This is a genomic window from Achromobacter sp. DH1f (assembly GCF_000633435.1).
Lineage (GTDB): Bacteria > Pseudomonadota > Gammaproteobacteria > Burkholderiales > Burkholderiaceae_B > Achromobacter > Achromobacter deleyi.
The window spans coordinates 213,448-231,282 of sequence record NZ_AYMF01000006.1; the positions used below are offsets into that span (position 1 = coordinate 213,448).

Annotated in this window: 7 protein-coding genes; all 7 read left to right on the forward strand. The window is 66.9% G+C overall.

Annotated elements, in window-relative coordinates:
- Nucleotides 1–76: 76 nt before the first annotated feature.
- The 7 genes from U858_RS0103685 (at nucleotide 77) to putA (ending at nucleotide 17,722) form a co-directional block, all read left to right on the forward strand.
- Nucleotides 77–5,314: an alpha-2-macroglobulin gene (locus U858_RS0103685; RefSeq protein ID WP_025135842.1), complete on the forward strand. Its 5,238-nt coding sequence runs from the start codon at nucleotides 77–79 to the stop codon at nucleotides 5,312–5,314.
- Entirely contained in the window at nucleotides 5,311–7,533 is a 2,223-nt protein-coding gene (gene pbpC, locus U858_RS0103690) for a penicillin-binding protein 1C (protein ID WP_025135843.1), read from the forward strand. Before U858_RS0103685 ends, pbpC begins: the two co-directional genes overlap by 4 nt.
- 55 nt (nucleotides 7,534–7,588) lie before the next feature.
- On the forward strand, nucleotides 7,589–9,898 hold the full coding sequence (gene clpA / locus U858_RS0103695; protein ID WP_025135844.1) for an ATP-dependent Clp protease ATP-binding subunit ClpA: 2,310 nt from the start codon (nucleotides 7,589–7,591) through the stop codon (nucleotides 9,896–9,898).
- A gap of 4 nt (nucleotides 9,899–9,902) precedes the next feature.
- Nucleotides 9,903–11,234 carry a PqiA/YebS family transporter subunit gene (locus U858_RS0103700; protein WP_029953508.1) on the forward strand — a complete coding sequence of 444 codons (1,332 nt, stop codon included), beginning with the start codon at nucleotides 9,903–9,905 and terminating at the stop codon, nucleotides 11,232–11,234.
- A gap of 72 nt (nucleotides 11,235–11,306) precedes the next feature.
- Nucleotides 11,307–12,971, forward strand: a complete 1,665-nt coding sequence (locus tag U858_RS0103705; protein WP_025135846.1) for an intermembrane transport protein PqiB — start codon at nucleotides 11,307–11,309, stop codon at nucleotides 12,969–12,971.
- Between the two features lie 4 nt (nucleotides 12,972–12,975).
- Nucleotides 12,976–13,716, forward strand: a complete 741-nt coding sequence (locus tag U858_RS0103710; protein ID WP_051593517.1) for a membrane integrity-associated transporter subunit PqiC — start codon at nucleotides 12,976–12,978, stop codon at nucleotides 13,714–13,716.
- Between the two features lie 184 nt (nucleotides 13,717–13,900).
- Nucleotides 13,901–17,722: a trifunctional transcriptional regulator/proline dehydrogenase/L-glutamate gamma-semialdehyde dehydrogenase gene (putA, locus tag U858_RS0103715; protein ID WP_025135848.1), complete on the forward strand. Its 3,822-nt coding sequence runs from the start codon at nucleotides 13,901–13,903 to the stop codon at nucleotides 17,720–17,722.
- The last annotated feature ends 113 nt before the right edge of the window (nucleotides 17,723–17,835 follow it).

Here is a 17,835-nt window from a genome sequence, read left to right on the forward strand (position 1 = left end):
ACCGAGAAGCGCGCGGGGCAGGTCGGCAGCTCCGCCGCAAAGGAGCGATGCATTCGAGTAGGCGGGGAGGTTTGCCGTGAGTGGAAAGAACAGCAAGACCTGGCTGGCGGTAGCCGGCGTCATCGTGTTGGCCGGCGCCTTGGGCGTGGGCTGGTGGATGGGCAAGGGCGGTCAGTCCGCCGCGCCCACGGCGCCTGCGGCGACAACGTCCGCACCCGCGGCAACGGCCGCGGCCCCCACCGAATCCAAGCCCGCGGCCTTGCCGGCGTCCGCCACGGTCGGCGCCGCCGATCCGTTCGCCGCGCTGAACTGCCAGCCGCGCCAATACAACGATTCGTTGGCGCTGGCGATCACCTTCACCCAGCCGGTCGACGCCAAGGCCAAGCTCGAGAGCTTCCTGCAGGTCATCGACACCGGCTCCGCCTCGGGCAAAGCCGACCAGGACAGCGAACAGGCCGCCCGCCCCGGCGATCAGCCCGCGTCCGTCAAGCCCGGCGACTCGGCCCCCAAGGGCAAGGTCGTGCAGGGTAACTGGGTGGTGGGCGACAACCCCCGCATGGTCTATTTCCCCTACGTCCAGCCGCAACGCTCGTACGCCATCTCGGTGCGTGCGGGCCTGCCGGGCGCCGGCGACAAGGTCACCCTGGCCACGGCCTCGCACTGCGAAGTGACCACCGAAGCCATGCCGCCCTCGTTCTATTTCGCCAGCCGCGGCGTGGTGCTGCCGGCCGGCCAGAACGGCGGCCTGCCGGTGGCCACGGTCAACGTGCCCGAGGTCGACGTGCAGTTCCTACGTGTCGCGCCCGAGCGCGTGCCGGAACTGTTCGAATCGGTGCTGGGCATCGGCCGCAACACGAACAACGCCTCGTCGGATGACGACGACAGCGCGGGCGGCTACGACGAAGAAGACGGCTGGCGCTATTCCGACAACCGCAGCCTGAAGGGCTCGGTCAGCAACTGGGACCTGGATCGCCTGAATTCGCTGACCACCAGCGTCTACCAGGGCCGCTTCCTGACGGACGACAAGCCCAATCGCCGCCACGTCACCTTCCTGCCCGTCGAAGGCGTCAAGGAATTGCAGGAACCCGGTATCTATATTGCGGTGATGAGTCAGCCCGGCCGCTTCCGCTATGAATACCAGGTCACCTATTTCTACGTCAGCGACATCGGCCTGCACGCCCGCCGCTATACCGACCGCATCGAGGCCTATTCGGTTTCCCTGAAGACCGGCCAGGCCATTTCCGGCGCGGTCTTCGAACTGGTCGATGGCGCCGGCAAGTCGTTGGCCAAGGCCCAGGCCGACGCCCAGGGCCACGTGCGTTTCGAAGGCAGCTTCACCAATGCGCGCGTCATCCGTGCCTCGCGCGACAAGGAAATGACCGTATTGGCCCTGGCCGAACCGGCGCTGGACCTGTCTGAATTCGACACGGGCGGCCATATTTCCCGCCCCAACAACCTGTTCGTCTATGCCGGCCGCAATCTGTACCGCCCCGGCGAAACCTTCCACGTGTCGGTGCTGCCGCGCGACCTGGATGGCCGCGTCATGCCGGCCGCGCCCCTGACCGCCACGATCAAGCGCCCCGACGGCCGTGTGGTGTCGACCACGCTGTGGCAGCCCGCCAAGGACCTGCAAGGCTACGTCGAGCGCGCGATCGACCTGCCGCCCGACGCCCAGACCGGCGCCTGGATGCTGGAATTGCGCGTCGACCCCGCCTCGCGCGTGGCCGATGCCTCGTGGAAGTTCCAGGTCGAGGAATTCCTGCCCGAACGCATGAAGATGGCGCTGACGTCCGACCAGGACGTGTTGTCGCCCAACGACACCCTGACCGTCGATGTGCAGGGCGACTACCTGTATGGCGCGCCCGCCGCCGGCAACCGCCTGCTGTCCAGCTTCCAGGTCAAGCGCGACCGCTTTGCCCTGCCGCAGCAATGGCCCGGCTTCATCTTCGGCGACGTGGCCGACGATACCCGCCGCCACTTCGAGGAACTGCCCGAAGCCGCGCTGGATTCCACCGGCGCTGCCCAGCTCGAGGTCGAGCCGCGCACCGATGGCACGCATTCGCCCATGAAGGTGCGGGTGTCGGCCAGCCTGCTGGAATCGGGCGGCCGCCCGGTGGTGCGTTCCATCGAACGCAGCGTCTGGCCCGCCGACAAGCTGATCGCCGTGCGTCCGCAGTTCGACAGCGACGTGGCCCGCGAAGGCGCGCCCGCCGGCTTTGAAGTGCTGCGCGTGGATGCGCAAGGCAAGATCATGCCGCTGGCCCAGGCCCAGATGCGCCTGTATCGCGAAGAACGCCAGTACTACTGGCGCTTCGATGACCAGCGCGGCTGGAACAGCGGCTACACCGAAACTGAAGAACTGGTCGATTCGCGCGAGATCGCGCTGAAAGACCGCACCCAGCTGACCGTGCCGGTCAAGTGGGGCCGCTACCGCCTGGAAATCACCGACCCCGAAACGGGTGAAACCCTGCGCTACCGCTTCTATGCGGGCTGGAACGCGCAGGATGCCGACGCCATGGGCAACCGCCCCGACCGCGTCCAGATGAAACTTGAAGGCGTGCCGGCCAAGCCGGGCGACACCGTCAAGGTCACGCTGACGCCGCCGCATGACGGCCAGGCGCTGGTCACCGTCGAAGGCGACCGCATGCTGTGGTCTACCTGGGTGGCCGTGAAGGCCACGGGTACGCAGGTTGAAATCCCCATCGACAAGACCTGGAAGCGTCACGACCTGTACGTGGCCGCGGCGGTGTTCCGCCCCGGCAGCGAAGGCGACCGCGTGACCCCGGCGCGCGCGCTGGGCCTGGCGTTCCTGCCGATCGCCAGCGCCGACCGCAAGCTGGACGTCAAGTTGACGGCGGCTGCCAAGACCGAACCCGAAACCAAGACCACGGTCCGTGTGAAGGTGGACGGCGCCCAGGGCAAGCAGGCCATGGTGACGCTGTCGGCCGTGGACGTCGGTATTCTCAACATCAACCAGTACCGCACGCCCGACCCGCTGGACTTCTTCTTCGGCAAGCACCGCTACGCGCCCGAATTGCTGGACATGTACGGCAAGCTCATCGAGAAGATGGACGGCACCAAGGGCAAGCTGAAGTGGGGCGGTGACGCCGCCATGCGCGGCGACAGCAAGAGCCTGCCCAAGAAGGTCAAGCTGGTCGACCTGTTCTCGGGTCCGGTCAAGCTGAACGACAAGGGCGAAGCCGACATCCCGCTGGATCTGCCCGACTTCAACGGCACGCTGCGCCTGATGGCCGTCGCGTTCACGCCGGACAACTTCGGCAGCACCGACACCGAAATGGTGGTGGCGGCGCCGATCGTGGCCGAACTGAACACGCCGCGCTTCATCACCCCGGGCGACCAGGCTGCCATCGCGCTGGACGTCACCAACCTGAGCGGCGCCGATCAAAAGGTGACGGTCAAGCTGGAAGCGCTGGACCCGCTGGGCATCGTCGACGGTACGCGTACCGTGACGCTCAAGGACAAGCAACGCACCACGCTGCGCTTTAACGCCACCACCACCGGCTCGTACGGCCTGGGCCTGATCCGCCTGACCGTGGACGGGCAGGGCGGCGGCAAGCCCGTGCACATCGTGCGCGAGTCGGTGCTGCAGGTGCAGCCGGCCTACGCGGCCGAGCGCCAGGTGCGTCGCCTGCGCCTGAACCCGGGCGAATCCAATGCGCCGCAGGCTTCGTGGATCGCATCCTACTATCCGGACTCCACCACGGTCAGCCTCACAGTCTCGAACCGCCCGCCGTTCAACGTCAACCGCCTGGTCGAAGGCCTGCTCAACTACCCCTACGGTTGCACCGAGCAGACCATCAGCGCGACCCTGCCGTGGGTCATGCTGGACGAAGACGCGGCCAAGCAGTTCGGCCTGAAGCCGCGCACCCAGGCTGAACGTGAAGCCAAGGTTGCCGGCGCCATCGGCCGCCTGTCGGGCATGCGCAACGCCGTGGGTTCGTACAACCTCTGGAGCAGCTCGTCCTCGCGCGATGTGTGGCTGACGGCCTATGCCGTGGGCTTCCTGCAGGACGCCCGCGACAAGGGCTTTGCGGTGCCCGAGGCCTCGCTCGATCGTTCCCGCCAGTGGCTGCTCGAGCAAGTGCAGCAGAGCAGCGGTTCGTTCGGCACCTGGTCGGCCAACCTGAAGCGCAACGTCGAATCGGGCCGCCTGGATAGTGGCGACATCAATACGCTGCGCGAAGACCATCGCCGCTTTGCCGGCCTGGCCACCGCCGTGCTGGTGCTGGCGCGCGACAACAAGGCGCCGCTGTCCACGGTGCGCCAGCTGTTCGACAACTACCAGGAACGCGCGCGTTCGCCGCTGCCCCTGATCCAGCTGGCCGCCGCCTTCAAGCTGATGGGCGACGAAGGGCGCATGAAGACCGCGCTGGATCAGGCCATGGCGCGCGAATACGGCATCACCCGCCGCAGCCAGAGCGCCTACTACGACGAGTGGATGGGCGACTACGGCAGCGCCGTGCGTGATTACGCCCTGTCCTATGCCCTGGCCAACCAGTACCAACTGCGCCACGATCGGGTCGAGAACCTGATGTCGCAGCTGGCTGCTCGCCTGGGCAACCGCTCGTACCTGTCGACGCAAGAGCAGATGGCCTTGCTGCTGGCCGCGCGCGCCGCGGGCGGCGACAAGGGCACGCCTTGGGAAGCCACGCTGACCGTCAACGGCGCTCGCAAGCCGCTGACCGGCGGCAAGTCCGACCAGACCGTGTCGCTGACCGCGGCCGAGCTGGCGGGCACGCAGCTGGTCAATACCGGCAGCCAGTCGCTGTTCATCGAGTACGACATCCAGGGCAGCCCCATGTCCGTGCCCGCGCCGCGCAACGACGTCATCCAGCTCAAGCGTGGCTGGTACCGTCCTGACGGCAAGCCGTGGGACGGCGGCACGTTGCAGACCGGCGACATGCTGGTGGTGTGGGTCCAGGCCAGCGCCAACCAGAACATTCCGGACGGCCTGCTGGTGGACCGCGTGCCCGCCGGCTTCGAAGTCGAGAACCTGAACCTGTCGCAAAGCCCCGAGATGCAGGACTGGAGCATCGGCGGACGCCGCGTCGCCGACGCGATGGCCGACCCCAACATCAAGCACCGCGAATTCCGCGATGATCGTTATGTTGCGGCGGTATCGCTGGGTCGTGGCAAGGTCGATGTGTTCTACCTCGTGCGGGTCGTCACGCCGGGCCGCTATGCGGTGCCCTCGACGGTGGCCGAAGACATGTACCGGCCCGAGATCCGTGGCGTAGGCGAGCAATGGAGCACGGTCGAGATCCGCGATCGCGGCGCCAAGCAGCGTCCTTGACCGCCGCCGCCACCCCGTCGGCGGGCGCTTCGCGCGCCCGCCGCTGGCGGCGGCGCGGCATCTACGCGGCCAGCGTGTTGTTTGCGCTGGCCGCGTTGTTATTCGCGTTCGACCGCCTGTATCCCTTGCCCCCCATCGATTCCGGCGGCGCGGCCGTCGTGGTCGCCGCCGACGGTACGCCCCTGCGCAACTATCCCAGCCGTGACGGCATCTGGCGCTACCCGGTCAAGCCGGACCAGGTGTCGCCGCACTACCTGGATACGCTGCTCACGTACGAAGACCGCTGGTTCTACTGGCATCCCGGGGTCAATCCCGTGGCGCTGGCGCGCGCCGGCTGGCAATGGGCCACCAACCGCCGCATCGTCTCGGGCGGCTCGACCCTGACCATGCAGGTGGCGCGGCTGATCGATCCGCAACTGGCCGGCAAGCCGTCGCGGTCAATGGCCGCCAAGTTGCGCCAGGCCTGGCGCGCCGTGCAGCTCGAAATGCACTACAGCAAGGACGAGATCCTGTCGCTCTACCTGACCCACGCGCCCATGGGCGGCATCGTGGAAGGGGTGGAGATGGGTTCGCGCCTGTGGCTGGGCAAGCCCGCGCGCGATCTCAGCCCGGCCGAGGCCGCCATGCTGACCGCCTTGCCGCAGGCGCCGTCGCGGCTGCGGCCGGACCGCCATCCCGAGGCCTCGCAGGCCGCGCGCGACAAGGTGCTGGACCGCATGGTGGAACTGGGCCGCTGGACGCCGGCGGAAGTGGCCGACGCCAAGATCGAGCGCGTGGTGGCGCCGCCGCTGCGGGCCCGCTGGCTGGCGCCGCTGGCCGCGCAGCGCCTGCTGCAGGAAGCGGGCCGCAAGACCGGCGGGCCGCGCCGCCCCGGCGCCCGCCCGCCGCTGCTGACGTCCACCCTGGATGCCGACATGCAGGCCTCGGTCGAGCGCATGCTGCTGGACCGGGTCGACAACCTGCCGCCCAAAGTGTCCATGGCCGTGTTGGTGATGGACAACGATTCCCTGGAAATCAAGGCCTATGCCGGTTCGGCCGATTTCTCCGATGATTCCCGATACGCCCACGTGGATATGGTGCGTGGCGTGCGCTCGCCGGGTTCTACTCTGAAGCCTTTCCTGTATGCCCAGGCGCTGGACGACGGGCTGATCCACTCGGAAAGCCTGCTGATCGATGCACCGATGTCGTTCGGCGGGTACGCCCCGGGCAATTTCCAGGCAGCGTTCTCGGGCCCGATCAGCGTGGCCCAGGCCTTGCAACGTTCGCTGAACGTGCCCGCCGTGGATCTCCTGGACCGCGTCGGACCCAGTCGTTTTGCGTCGGTTATGCTCAAAGGCGGCGTCTGGTTACGAATGCCGGCCGGCGCCGAGCCCAATCTGAGCTTGATTTTGGGCGGGGGCGGCACCACATTGGAAGAATTGGTAGGTGCTTACCGGGCCCTGGCCCGCGGCGGTATCTCCGGCCGGCCCCGGCTGCGTCCGGAGCAGCCGCGGGTCGAGTCCCGTATGATTAGTGCTGGCGCTGCCTGGATTGTCCGGGACATCCTCGAAGGCGGCGGCCACCCGGACAGGCCGTTCTACCAGTCGGGAAGCCCGGCTCGCCAACTGGCCTGGAAAACCGGGACAAGTTTCGGTTTCCGGGACGCCTGGGCGATCGGAGTGACCGACAGCTGGACAATCGGAGTATGGGTAGGCCGCCCGGACGGCACCCCGAACCCCGGATTTTTCGGGGCGAATGTGGCGGCGCCGCTACTGCAGGACATCGTGGCGGCGCTACCGGAAGGCGCGCAACATGTCCGCGTCCGGCCCGACACGGTGCAGCCTGTCGTGACGTGCTGGCCGCTGGGCTACAAGCTGGGTAGCGTGCCGTCGGGCGCATGCCCGGAACAGCGCGCGGCCTGGGCCCTGAACGAAACGGTGCCGCCGTCGTTTGCCGGCTACGCCGACGCTTCGCAGGGGCCGTTGCGCCTGGGGGGCGTGGCCACGGGCTCGGTGTTGCGGCCCGTGCCGGGCAGCAGGCAGGTGGCGCTGGATGTGGATGTGCAGGGCGCCGAAGGCGAAGTATGGTGGATGCTCGACGGTCGCGTGGTTGGCCATGGCGTGTCGGGTCGTTCGTTTAATCTAGTGCTGGCGCAAGACGGCCGGTATACGCTTACCGTCATGGACTCGCAAGGCCGCCACGATAGTGTGGTTTTTGAAATCGCTGGCGTTACGCCATGATCGGCATAGAATATGAATCGTGTATTTGACCGCTTCGATGCGTTACGGAGGAAGCGTGATTTCCCAAGAGCTTGAAGTCAGCCTGCATATGGCTTTCGTCGAGGCCCGTTCGGCCCGGCACGAATTTATTACCGTCGAGCATCTGCTGTTGGCGTTGCTCGATAACGCTTCGGCAGTCGAAGTGTTGCGCGCCTGCGCAGCCAACCTGGACGACCTGCGCCGTAACCTGCGCCAGTTCGTTTCGGAAAACACCCCGGTGATTCCCAGCGGCGCAGAAGTCGACACGCAACCGACGCTGGGTTTCCAGCGCGTGATCCAGCGCGCGATCATGCATGTGTCCGCGGGCGGCACCGGCAAGAAGCCGGTGACCGGCGCGAATGTGCTCGTGGCCATTTTCGGCGAAAAGGATTCTCACGCCGTGTACTACCTGCAGCAGCAGGGCGTCACGCGGCTGGATGTCGTCAATTTTCTGTCGCATGGCATTACCAAACAGCCACAGGTGGAGTCCGCCGCCGTGCAGAAAGAGCAGCAGACCAATGGTGAAGAGCAGGGCGAATCGCGCCAGTCGCCGCTGGACCAGTACGCGACCGATCTGAACGCCGCGGCGCTGGCGGGCCGCATCGACCCCCTGATCGGGCGCGAGCACGAAGTCGAGCGCGTGATCCAGGTGCTGTGCCGCCGCCGCAAGAACAACCCGCTGCTGGTCGGCGAGGCCGGCGTGGGCAAGACCGCCATCGCCGAAGGCCTGGCCTGGCGCATCACGCGCGGCGAAGTCCCCGAAATCCTGCAGGCCGCGCAAGTGTTCGCGCTGGACATGGGCGCGCTGCTGGCGGGCACCAAGTACCGCGGCGATTTCGAACAGCGTCTGAAAGGCGTGCTCAAGCAGATCCGCGGCAACCCCGATGCGATCCTGTTCATCGACGAAATCCACACGCTGATCGGCGCCGGTTCGGCCTCGGGCGGCACGCTGGACGCGTCCAACCTGCTCAAGCCGGCCTTGTCCTCGGGCCAGTTGAAGTGCATTGGCGCGACCACCTACACCGAATATCGCGGCGTCTTTGAAAAAGACCACGCGCTGTCGCGCCGCTTCCAGAAGATCGACGTGCCCGAACCCAGCGTCGAACAGACCGTGCAGATCCTGCGCGGCCTCAAGAGCCGCTTCGAAGAGCACCACAACGTCCGCTATTCCGCCGCCGCGCTGTCGGCCGCCGCGGAATTGTCGGCGCGCTTCATCAACGACCGCCACCTGCCGGACAAGGCCATCGACGTGATCGACGAGGCTGGCGCCGCACAGCGCCTGTTGCCGCGTTCGCGCCAGAAGAAGGTGATCGGCAAGGTCGATATCGAAAACATCGTTTCCAAGATCGCGCGCATTCCGCCGCAGTCCGTCTCCAACGACGACCGCAGCAAGCTCGCCACACTGGACCGCGACCTGAAGACCGTGGTCTTCGGGCAGGACAACGCCATCGACGCGTTGGCCGCCGCCATCAAGATGGCGCGCTCGGGCCTGGGCAAGCCGGAAAAGCCGATCGGCGCCTTCCTGTTCTCCGGCCCGACCGGGGTGGGCAAGACCGAAGTCGCACGCCAGCTGGCGTTCACGCTGGGTGTCGAGCTGCTGCGTTTCGACATGTCCGAATACATGGAACGCCACGCGGTGTCGCGCCTGATCGGTGCGCCTCCCGGGTACGTGGGGTTCGACCAGGGCGGCCTGCTCACCGAAGCCATCACCAAGCAGCCGCATTGCGTGCTGCTGCTCGATGAAATCGAAAAGGCCCACCCGGACGTCTTCAACATCCTGCTGCAGGTCATGGACCACGGCACGTTGACGGACAACAACGGCCGCAAGGCGGACTTCCGCAACGTCATCCTCATCATGACGACGAACGCGGGCGCCGAAACCTTGAACCGTCCGTCCATCGGCTTTGCCAATTCGCGCGTCGTGGGCGACGAAATGGCGGAAATCCGCCGCATGTTCACGCCCGAGTTCCGCAACCGCCTGGACGCGATCATTCCGTTCGCACCGCTGGACCGCGAAATCATCCTGCGCGTGGTCGACAAGTTCCTGATGCAGCTCGAAGACCAGCTGCACGAGCGCCGCGTGGAAGCCGTGTTCACCACGCGCCTGCGCGACCACCTGGCCAAGGAAGGCTTCGACCCGCTCATGGGCGCCCGTCCGATGCAGCGCCTGATCCAGGACACCATCCGGCGCGCGCTGGCCGACGAGCTGCTGTTCGGCAAGCTGGTCGATGGCGGCACGGTCACGGTCGACCTGGACGACGACAACAAGGTCACGCTGGATTTCGACGACCACGGCAAACCGCCGTCGGCCGCGCCCGACAAGCAGGAAGTCGAGCTCGTCGATTAGGCCTATGATCCCCGACGCGGACCGCCAGCCGCTGATCGAGTGCGAACACTGCGCAAGCATCTATCGCCGACATCAGCTTGAACCTGGCGAGACCGCCAATTGCGCCCGCTGCGGTGCCACCTTGTGGCGCTACAGCGGGCTTACTTTGTCCAATTGGCTGGCGCTCGCCATTTCCGCCCTGATCATCTTCGGCGTGGCCAACGCCTACCCGGTCGCATCGATGTCGGTGCAGGGCATGGTGCAGCAGGCGTCCCTGCTCGACGCCATTTCCATCACCTGGCGCCAGGGCCATTACATCGTCGCCATCATGACCGGGCTGGCGGGGTTCGCCCTGCCGCTGTTGCAGCTGACCGTCTTGCTATGGGTGCTGGGCCCGCTGTCGCGTGGTGCGGAACCCGCCGGATTCCATGGCGCGATGCGCCTGTTGGGCTTGCTGCGGCCGTGGTGCATGGTGCCGGTGTTCCTGCTGGGCGTGCTGGTGGCCGTCGTGAAGCTGGCCGGCATGGCGGCGGTGTCGCCGGGCATTGGCCTGGCGGCCTTCGGCATCCTGACCATCCTGCTGACCATGCTGGGCCGGCTGACGCCGCATGTGCTGTGGCGCTACGCGGAATCCGCCGGGGTCGTGCCGGTGCATGTGCCCGAAGCAGGGCCCGACGTGGTACTGACCGGTTGCCACGTCTGTGGCCAGGTGCAGGCGCTGCCGCGCAACGGCGACCCCGAAGAAGAACACCACTGCGTGCGCTGCCACGCGGTGGTGCATTACCGCAAGCCCGATCACCTGGCCCGCACCTGGGCGCTGTTGCTGGCGGCCGTGGTGTTCTATATTCCGGCCAACGTATTGCCCGTCATGAAGGTCAGTTCGGTGCTGGGCGACAGCGCCCATACCATCCTGGGCGGTGTGGTCGAATTGTGGAACATGGGGTCATGGGACATCGCGCTGATCGTCTTCATTGCGAGCGTGGCGGTGCCGCTGACCAAACTGCTGGCGCTGATCCTGCTATTGTTGACCGAACAATGGCGCAGTACGACGAATCTGCGGCCGCGCACGCGGTTGTATGAAATGGTCGAATTCATTGGCCAATGGTCGATGCTGGACGTGTTCGTGGTGATATTGCTGGCGGCCCTGGCGGACTTCCAGGGCCTGATGGAAATCAGTGCCGGCGCGGGCGCCGCGGCATTCGGCGTGGTCGTGATCCTGACCATGCTGTCGGCCATGAGCTTTGACCTGCGCCGCAGCTGGGACCTGGAAGACGCCAGCGAGCTCGACCTGGAACGGTTGGCGATCGCTGATGGCGGGCGCCGGCCGGCGCCCACAGCGGGCACGGAAGTGGGCTGATGCGTCAGGCCACCCGCCTGCGGGGCAGGGGCCGGGACGCGTTTGCCGTTTAAGAAGAAAAGGAAAAAACAGATGTCCGACCAAGCACCTGGATCTGGTGAAGAGAAGTTTGCGTCACCGACCATTTCGCGCAAGCGCAAGAGCCGGATCTCATGGATCTGGCTGGTGCCCGTGGTTGCCGCGCTGATGGGCCTGTCGCTGGTGGTGCGCACCTGGATGCAGGCCGGGCCGGATCTTGCCATCGAATTCAATACCGCCGAAGGGCTGGAGGTCGGCAAGACCCAGCTGCGCTACAAGGACGTGAACGTCGGCACCGTGAAGTCCATCGGCTTCAACAGCGATCGCAGCAAGGTCGTGGTGCAGGCCGAGTTGTCCAAGGACGTGGCCGATCTGGCGCGCGAGGGCACCAACTTCTGGGTGGTGCGGCCGCGGCTGGATGTCAGCGGCGTGTCCGGACTGGGTACCTTGCTGTCCGGCGCCTACATCGGCGTGGATGCCGTGGAAAGCAAGGATGCCTCCAGGAAAGCCACCAAGCTGCACTTCGTGGGCCTGGAAACGCCGCCTGCCGTGACGCACGACCGCGCCGGCAAGCGTTTCAAGCTCAAGGCATCGGACCTGGGGTCGCTGGATATCGGCTCGCCGGTGTATTTCCGCCGCATCAACGTGGGCCGCGTGATCGGCTACGCGCTGGACAAGACGGGCGACGCCGTGAACGTCGAAGTCTTCGTGGACGCACCCAACGACAAGTTCGTCACCAATGGCACGCGTTTCTGGAACGCCAGTGGCGTGGACTTCAGCGTCAATGCTGACGGCCTGAAGGTTCGCACGCAGTCGCTGGTGTCGATGGCGGTGGGCGGCGTGGCCTTCGAGCCCGTCTACAGCGCGCGCGACGCCGCAACGCCTGCGCAGGCCGATGCGCGTTTTGAACTGTACGCCACGGAAACGGCCGCCAAGGCCAACCCGGACGGCGAGGCCTTCCCGATCCGCATGCGCTTTGACCAGTCGATCCGCGGCCTGTCCGTTGGCGCGTCGATCGATTTCTCGGGCATTACCCTGGGCAACGTCACGCAGATCAACCTGGACTTCGATCCGGTCAGCAAACGCTTCTACTCGCTGGTCGACGCCACCCTGTATCCGGAACGCCTGGGCCGGGTCTACGAGGAAGTACGCGCCCGCGCCGTCGAAGACGGCGACGAGGCTGGCGGCCGCCTCTTGGGCATCATGATCAAGCATGGCCTGCGCGCCCAGCTGCGCACCGCCAACCTGTTGACCGGCCAGCTGTATGTGGTGCTGGACGACTTCCCCAATGCCAAGCCGGTGGACTTCAAGATGTCCAGCCCGGCCCTGATCCCGACCGTGCCGGGCAACCTGGACCAACTGCAGCAGCAGGTCAGCAACATCGTCGCCCGCATCGAGAAGATTCCGTTCGACAAGATCGGCGAAGACCTGCGCACCACGCTGGCCAGCACGTCCAAGCTGATGACGCGCCTGGACAAGCAGGTGGCGCCGCAAGCCCAAGGCGTGCTCAAGCAGGCCCAGGAATCGATGGCCAACCTGAACGCGCTGTTGGCGTCGGACGCCTCGTTGCCGGTCAATGCCGAGAAGGCCATGCAGGAACTGAGCCGCGCGGCGCGTTCCCTGCGCGCGCTGGCCGACTTCCTGCAATCGAACCCCGAATCGTTGCTGCGCGGCCGCGGCGACGACCCGATCCCCGGCGCTGGCCCGGTCAGGAACTGAACCCATGCCTATCCTTCGCTCCCGATCCTTGCGCCCAGCCCTGGGCCATTCCGCCCGGCGACTGTCCCGCGCCGCTCCCGCGCTGGCGCTGGCCGCGTGGCTGGCCGGCTGCGCCTCGTCGCCGCCGGTGCATTACTACACGCTGCAGGGGCCATCGGCGCCCGCACCCGCCGTGCCGCGCGCGGCGGCGCCTTTCCTGATCGATGTGCAGGGCGTGAACGTGGCGGCCCAGGCCGACCAGCCGCAACTGATGGTGCGCACGGGCGACGGCAGCGTGTCGGCCCTGTATTCCGAGCGCTGGAGTTCGCCCCTGGGCGATGAAATCCGCGGCGCGCTGTCGGATGCGCTCAAGCATGACCTGGGCGCGCTGGACGTGCAGGTGGTCAAACCCGCTCCCACCGCGCCGGTCTGGCGCATACAGACCGACGTGCAGCGTTTCGATCTGGTGGCCGGCCGCAAGTCGCAACTGGATGCCACCTGGCGGGTGCGGCCGGTGAACCTGAAGGGCAACGGCCTGCTGTGCCGCAGCGTGGTCACGGTGAACGTGTCCGATGCGGCGGGCGATTCCGCCGCTGGCGGGTCGGGGTCGAAGCCGGCGCCGACGTCGGGTGTGCCTGGGTTGGTCGCGGCGCAGCAGCGTGCCGTGGTGGCGCTGGCAGGCGCCATGGCGTCCGCCATTCGGGGCCAGACGCCGGACAGCGGCGGGGGCGTGCAGATGCTGGGTTGTTCGCCGTTGCCGGACTGAACCGGTTCATCTGTAAAAAGGGTCAAGGCGATTGTCAAAAACCCGCCATGATCTCAATCGGTTAACCCTAGGGTTAACCTTAGTACAAACCCGGTTGCAACCTGATTAGCATACGGTCCTACCGATGCCGGGCCTCGCTGTGGGCCCGGTATGACCTTTGCCATGCGACAGGAAGCAATCTCTTATGGCCAGCACCACCCTCGGCGTCAAAGTCGATGACGCGCTACGCGACCGCCTAAAGGCCGCCGCGCAAAAGCTCAACTGCACGCCGCACTGGCTGCACAAGCAGGCGATCCTTTCCTACCTGGACAAGATCGAGCGCGGCCACCTGCCCGCCGAAATGTCCCATCTGGGCGGGGAAGAGGGCGCCGATGACGAGGGTAGCGATCACCCCGCCGCCGTCACGCCGCCGTTCTACGAATTCGGCCAGGACGTGCAGCCGCAATCGGTGCTGCGCGCGGCCATCACGGCGGCGTATCGCCGCCCCGAGCCGGAATGCGTGCCGTTGCTGCTGGGCCAGGCCCGCATGCCGAACCTGGAAAAGGTGCATGCGATGGCCACCGACCTGGTCAAGAAGCTGCGCGGCAAGCGCACCGGCGGCGGGGTCGAGGGGCTGATCCAGGAATTCTCGCTGTCCAGCCAGGAAGGCGTGGCGCTGATGTGCCTGGCCGAGGCGCTGCTGCGCATTCCCGACCGTGCCACGCGCGACGCGCTGATTCGCGACAAGGTCGCCCGCGGTGACTGGAAGTCGCACATGGGCGGCTCGCAATCGCTGTTCGTCAACGCCGCGACCTGGGGCCTGATGATCACCGGCAAGCTGGTGGCCGTGAGCAGCGAGCAGTCGTTGTCCAAGGCGCTGACGCGCCTGATCGGCAAGGGCGGCGAGCCGCTGGTGCGCAAGGGCGTGAACATGGCCATGCGCATGATGGGCGAGCAGTTCGTGTCGGGTCAGACCATTTCCGAAGCGCTGGCCAACAACCGCAAGATGGAAAGCCGCGGTTTCCGCTATTCGTACGACATGCTGGGCGAAGCGGCCACCACGGCCGAAGACGCGGATCGCTATTACGCGTCGTACGAGCAGGCCATCCATGCCATCGGCAAGGCGGCGGCCGGCCGTGGCATCTATGAAGGCCCGGGCATCTCGATCAAGCTGTCGGCGCTGCACCCGCGTTATTCGCGTGCCCAGCGCGAACGCGTCATGGCTGAACTGCTGCCGCGCGTGAAGGCGCTGACGATCCTGGCGCGCAGCTACGACATCGGCCTGAACATCGATGCCGAAGAAGCCGACCGCCTGGAAATCTCGCTGGATCTGCTGGAAGCGCTGTGCTTCACCCCTGAGCTGGAAGGCTGGAGCGGCATCGGTTTCGTCATCCAGGCCTACCAGAAGCGCGCGCCGTTCGTCATTGACTACGTCATCGACCTGGCCCGCCGCAGCCGCCACCGCGTGATGGTGCGCCTGGTCAAGGGCGCCTACTGGGACAGCGAGATCAAGCGCGCCCAGGTCGACGGCCTGGAAGGCTATCCCGTCTACACCCGCAAGGTGTACACCGACGTGGCCTACCTGGCCTGCGCCCGCAAGCTGCTGGGCGCGCCGGAAGCCGTGTACCCGCAGTTCGCCACGCACAACGCCTACACGCTGGCGGCGATCTATCAACTGGCCGGCCAGAACTACTACCCGGGCCAGTACGAATTCCAGTGCTTGCACGGCATGGGCGAGCCGCTGTACGACGAAGTGGTGGGCCCGCTGGCCCAGGGCAAGCTGAACCGCCCGTGCCGCATCTACGCGCCGGTCGGTACGCACGAAACGCTGCTGGCGTACCTGGTGCGCCGCCTGCTCGAAAACGGCGCCAACACCTCGTTCGTGAACCTGATCGGCGACGACAGCATTCCTGTCGAAACGCTGGTGGCCGATCCGGTGGATGCGGCCTCGCGCATCGTGCCGCTGGGCGCGCCGCACGAGAAGATTCCGCTGCCTCGCGAGCTTTATGGCAATCCGCAGCAAGGGGCGCGTGCCAATTCGGCCGGCCTGGACCTGAGCAACGAACATCGCCTGGGGTCGCTGTCGGCCGCGCTGTTGACCAGCGCCGCCACGCCCTGGCGGGCCGCGCCGATGCTGGGCGAGGGCGCCGAGGCCTGGGATGCGGCCCGCGCGATCGAAGTGCGCAACCCCGCCAACCTGCGCGACATCGTGGGCCACGTGATCGAAGCCAACGGCGAGGAAGCCGAGGCCGCCTTGCGCGCCGCGGCCAATACCGCGCCCATCTGGCAATCGACGCCGGTGGCCGAGCGTGCGCAATGCCTGCGCCGCGCCGCCCAGTTGCTGGAAGAGCAAATGCAGACCCTGCTGGGCCTGATCGTGCGCGAAGCCGGCAAGTCGCTGCCCAATGCCATCGCCGAAGTGCGCGAGGCCGTGGACTTCCTGCGTTACTACGCGGACCAGGCCGAGCGCGAGTTCGGCAACGACACGCACCGCCCGCTGGGCACGGTGCTGTGCATCAGCCCGTGGAACTTCCCGCTGGCCATCTTCACCGGCCAGGTGGCCGCTGCCCTGGCGGCCGGCAATACCGTGCTGGCCAAGCCCGCCGAACAGACGCCGCTGATCGCGGCGCAGGCGGTGGCGATCCTGCGCGCGGCCGGCGTGCCGGCCGGCGCGGTGCAGCTGTTGCCCGGCCGCGGCGAAACCGTGGGCGCGCAACTGGTGGCCAGCCCCGGCATTCGCGGCGTGATGTTCACCGGGTCCACCGACGTGGCCCGCATCATTGCGCGCACGCTGGCCGACCGCCTGGATGACGACGGCCACACCATTCCGCTGATCGCCGAAACCGGCGGCCAGAACGCCATGGTGGTGGACTCGTCGGCGCTGTCCGAGCAGGTGGTGTTCGACGTACTGAGTTCGGCCTTTGACTCGGCCGGCCAGCGCTGCTCGGCGCTGCGCGTGCTGTGCGTGCAGGAAGACAACGCCGACCACGTGCTGACCATGCTGCGCGGCGCGATGCGCGAACTGAGCGTGGGCAACCCCGACCGCCTGTCGGTGGACGTGGGCCCGGTGATCGACACCGAAGCGCGCAACGGCATCCAGCGCCATATCGACGCGATGCGCACGGCAGGCCACCGGGTCGACCAGGCCGAACTGAACGGCGAATGCCGCCAGGGTACGTTCGTGGCACCCACCATCATCGAAATCGACACTGTCAGCGAATTGACGCGCGAAGTGTTCGGTCCGGTGCTGCATGTGGTGCGCTACAAGCGCGAGGAACTGGACGCCTTGCTGGATGCCATCAACGGCACCGGCTACGGCCTGACTTTCGGCGTGCATACCCGCATCGATGAAACCATCGCCCACGTGACCGGCCAGGTCCATGCGGGCAACGTCTACGTCAACCGCAACATCGTGGGCGCCGTGGTGGGCGTGCAGCCGTTCGGCGGCGAATGCCTGTCGGGCACGGGCCCCAAGGCCGGCGGCCCGCTGTATATGTACCGCTTGCTCGGCACGCGCCCCGACGGCCTGCCGCCCGCGCTGGATCCGGCGGCGCCGTTGCCGCAGCGCATCGCGCTGCCGGGCCCCACGGGCGAGACCAATACCTATATGGTCGAACCGCGTGGCGCCGTGTACTGCGTGGCGGCCACCGAGGCTGGCGCGCGGGCGCAGTGGTCGGCGGCGCGCCTGACCGGCAACCACGCCTGGTTCGCGGACACGCCAGCAGGCCAGGCGCTGCTGGCCGGGCTGGATGCCGAGCAGCAGGGCCAGGCCGGTATCCTGGCCGATGCCGACGTCGACGAGGCCGATTACCAGGCGGTGCTGTTCGAGGGAGATGGCGACGCCTTGCGCACGCTGAATCAGCGCATTGCACAGCGTCCTGGCGCTATCCTGGCGGTGCACGGACTGACGTCGGACGCGCTGGCGGCGGGCGCGGCCTATGTGCCGGAACGCCTCTTGACCGAACGATCCATCAGCGTCAATACGGCCGCGGCCGGCGGCAACGCCAGCCTCATGACCATCGGCTGAGCGTGACCGAGGGGTAACCCTTGGGCAACCAAGGGTTATCTCCAATATCTAGCGAGGTTGCACTGGAAGCAAAATCCGGTCGCACCTGAAGTTCGATTGCGGCAACCCGGCAA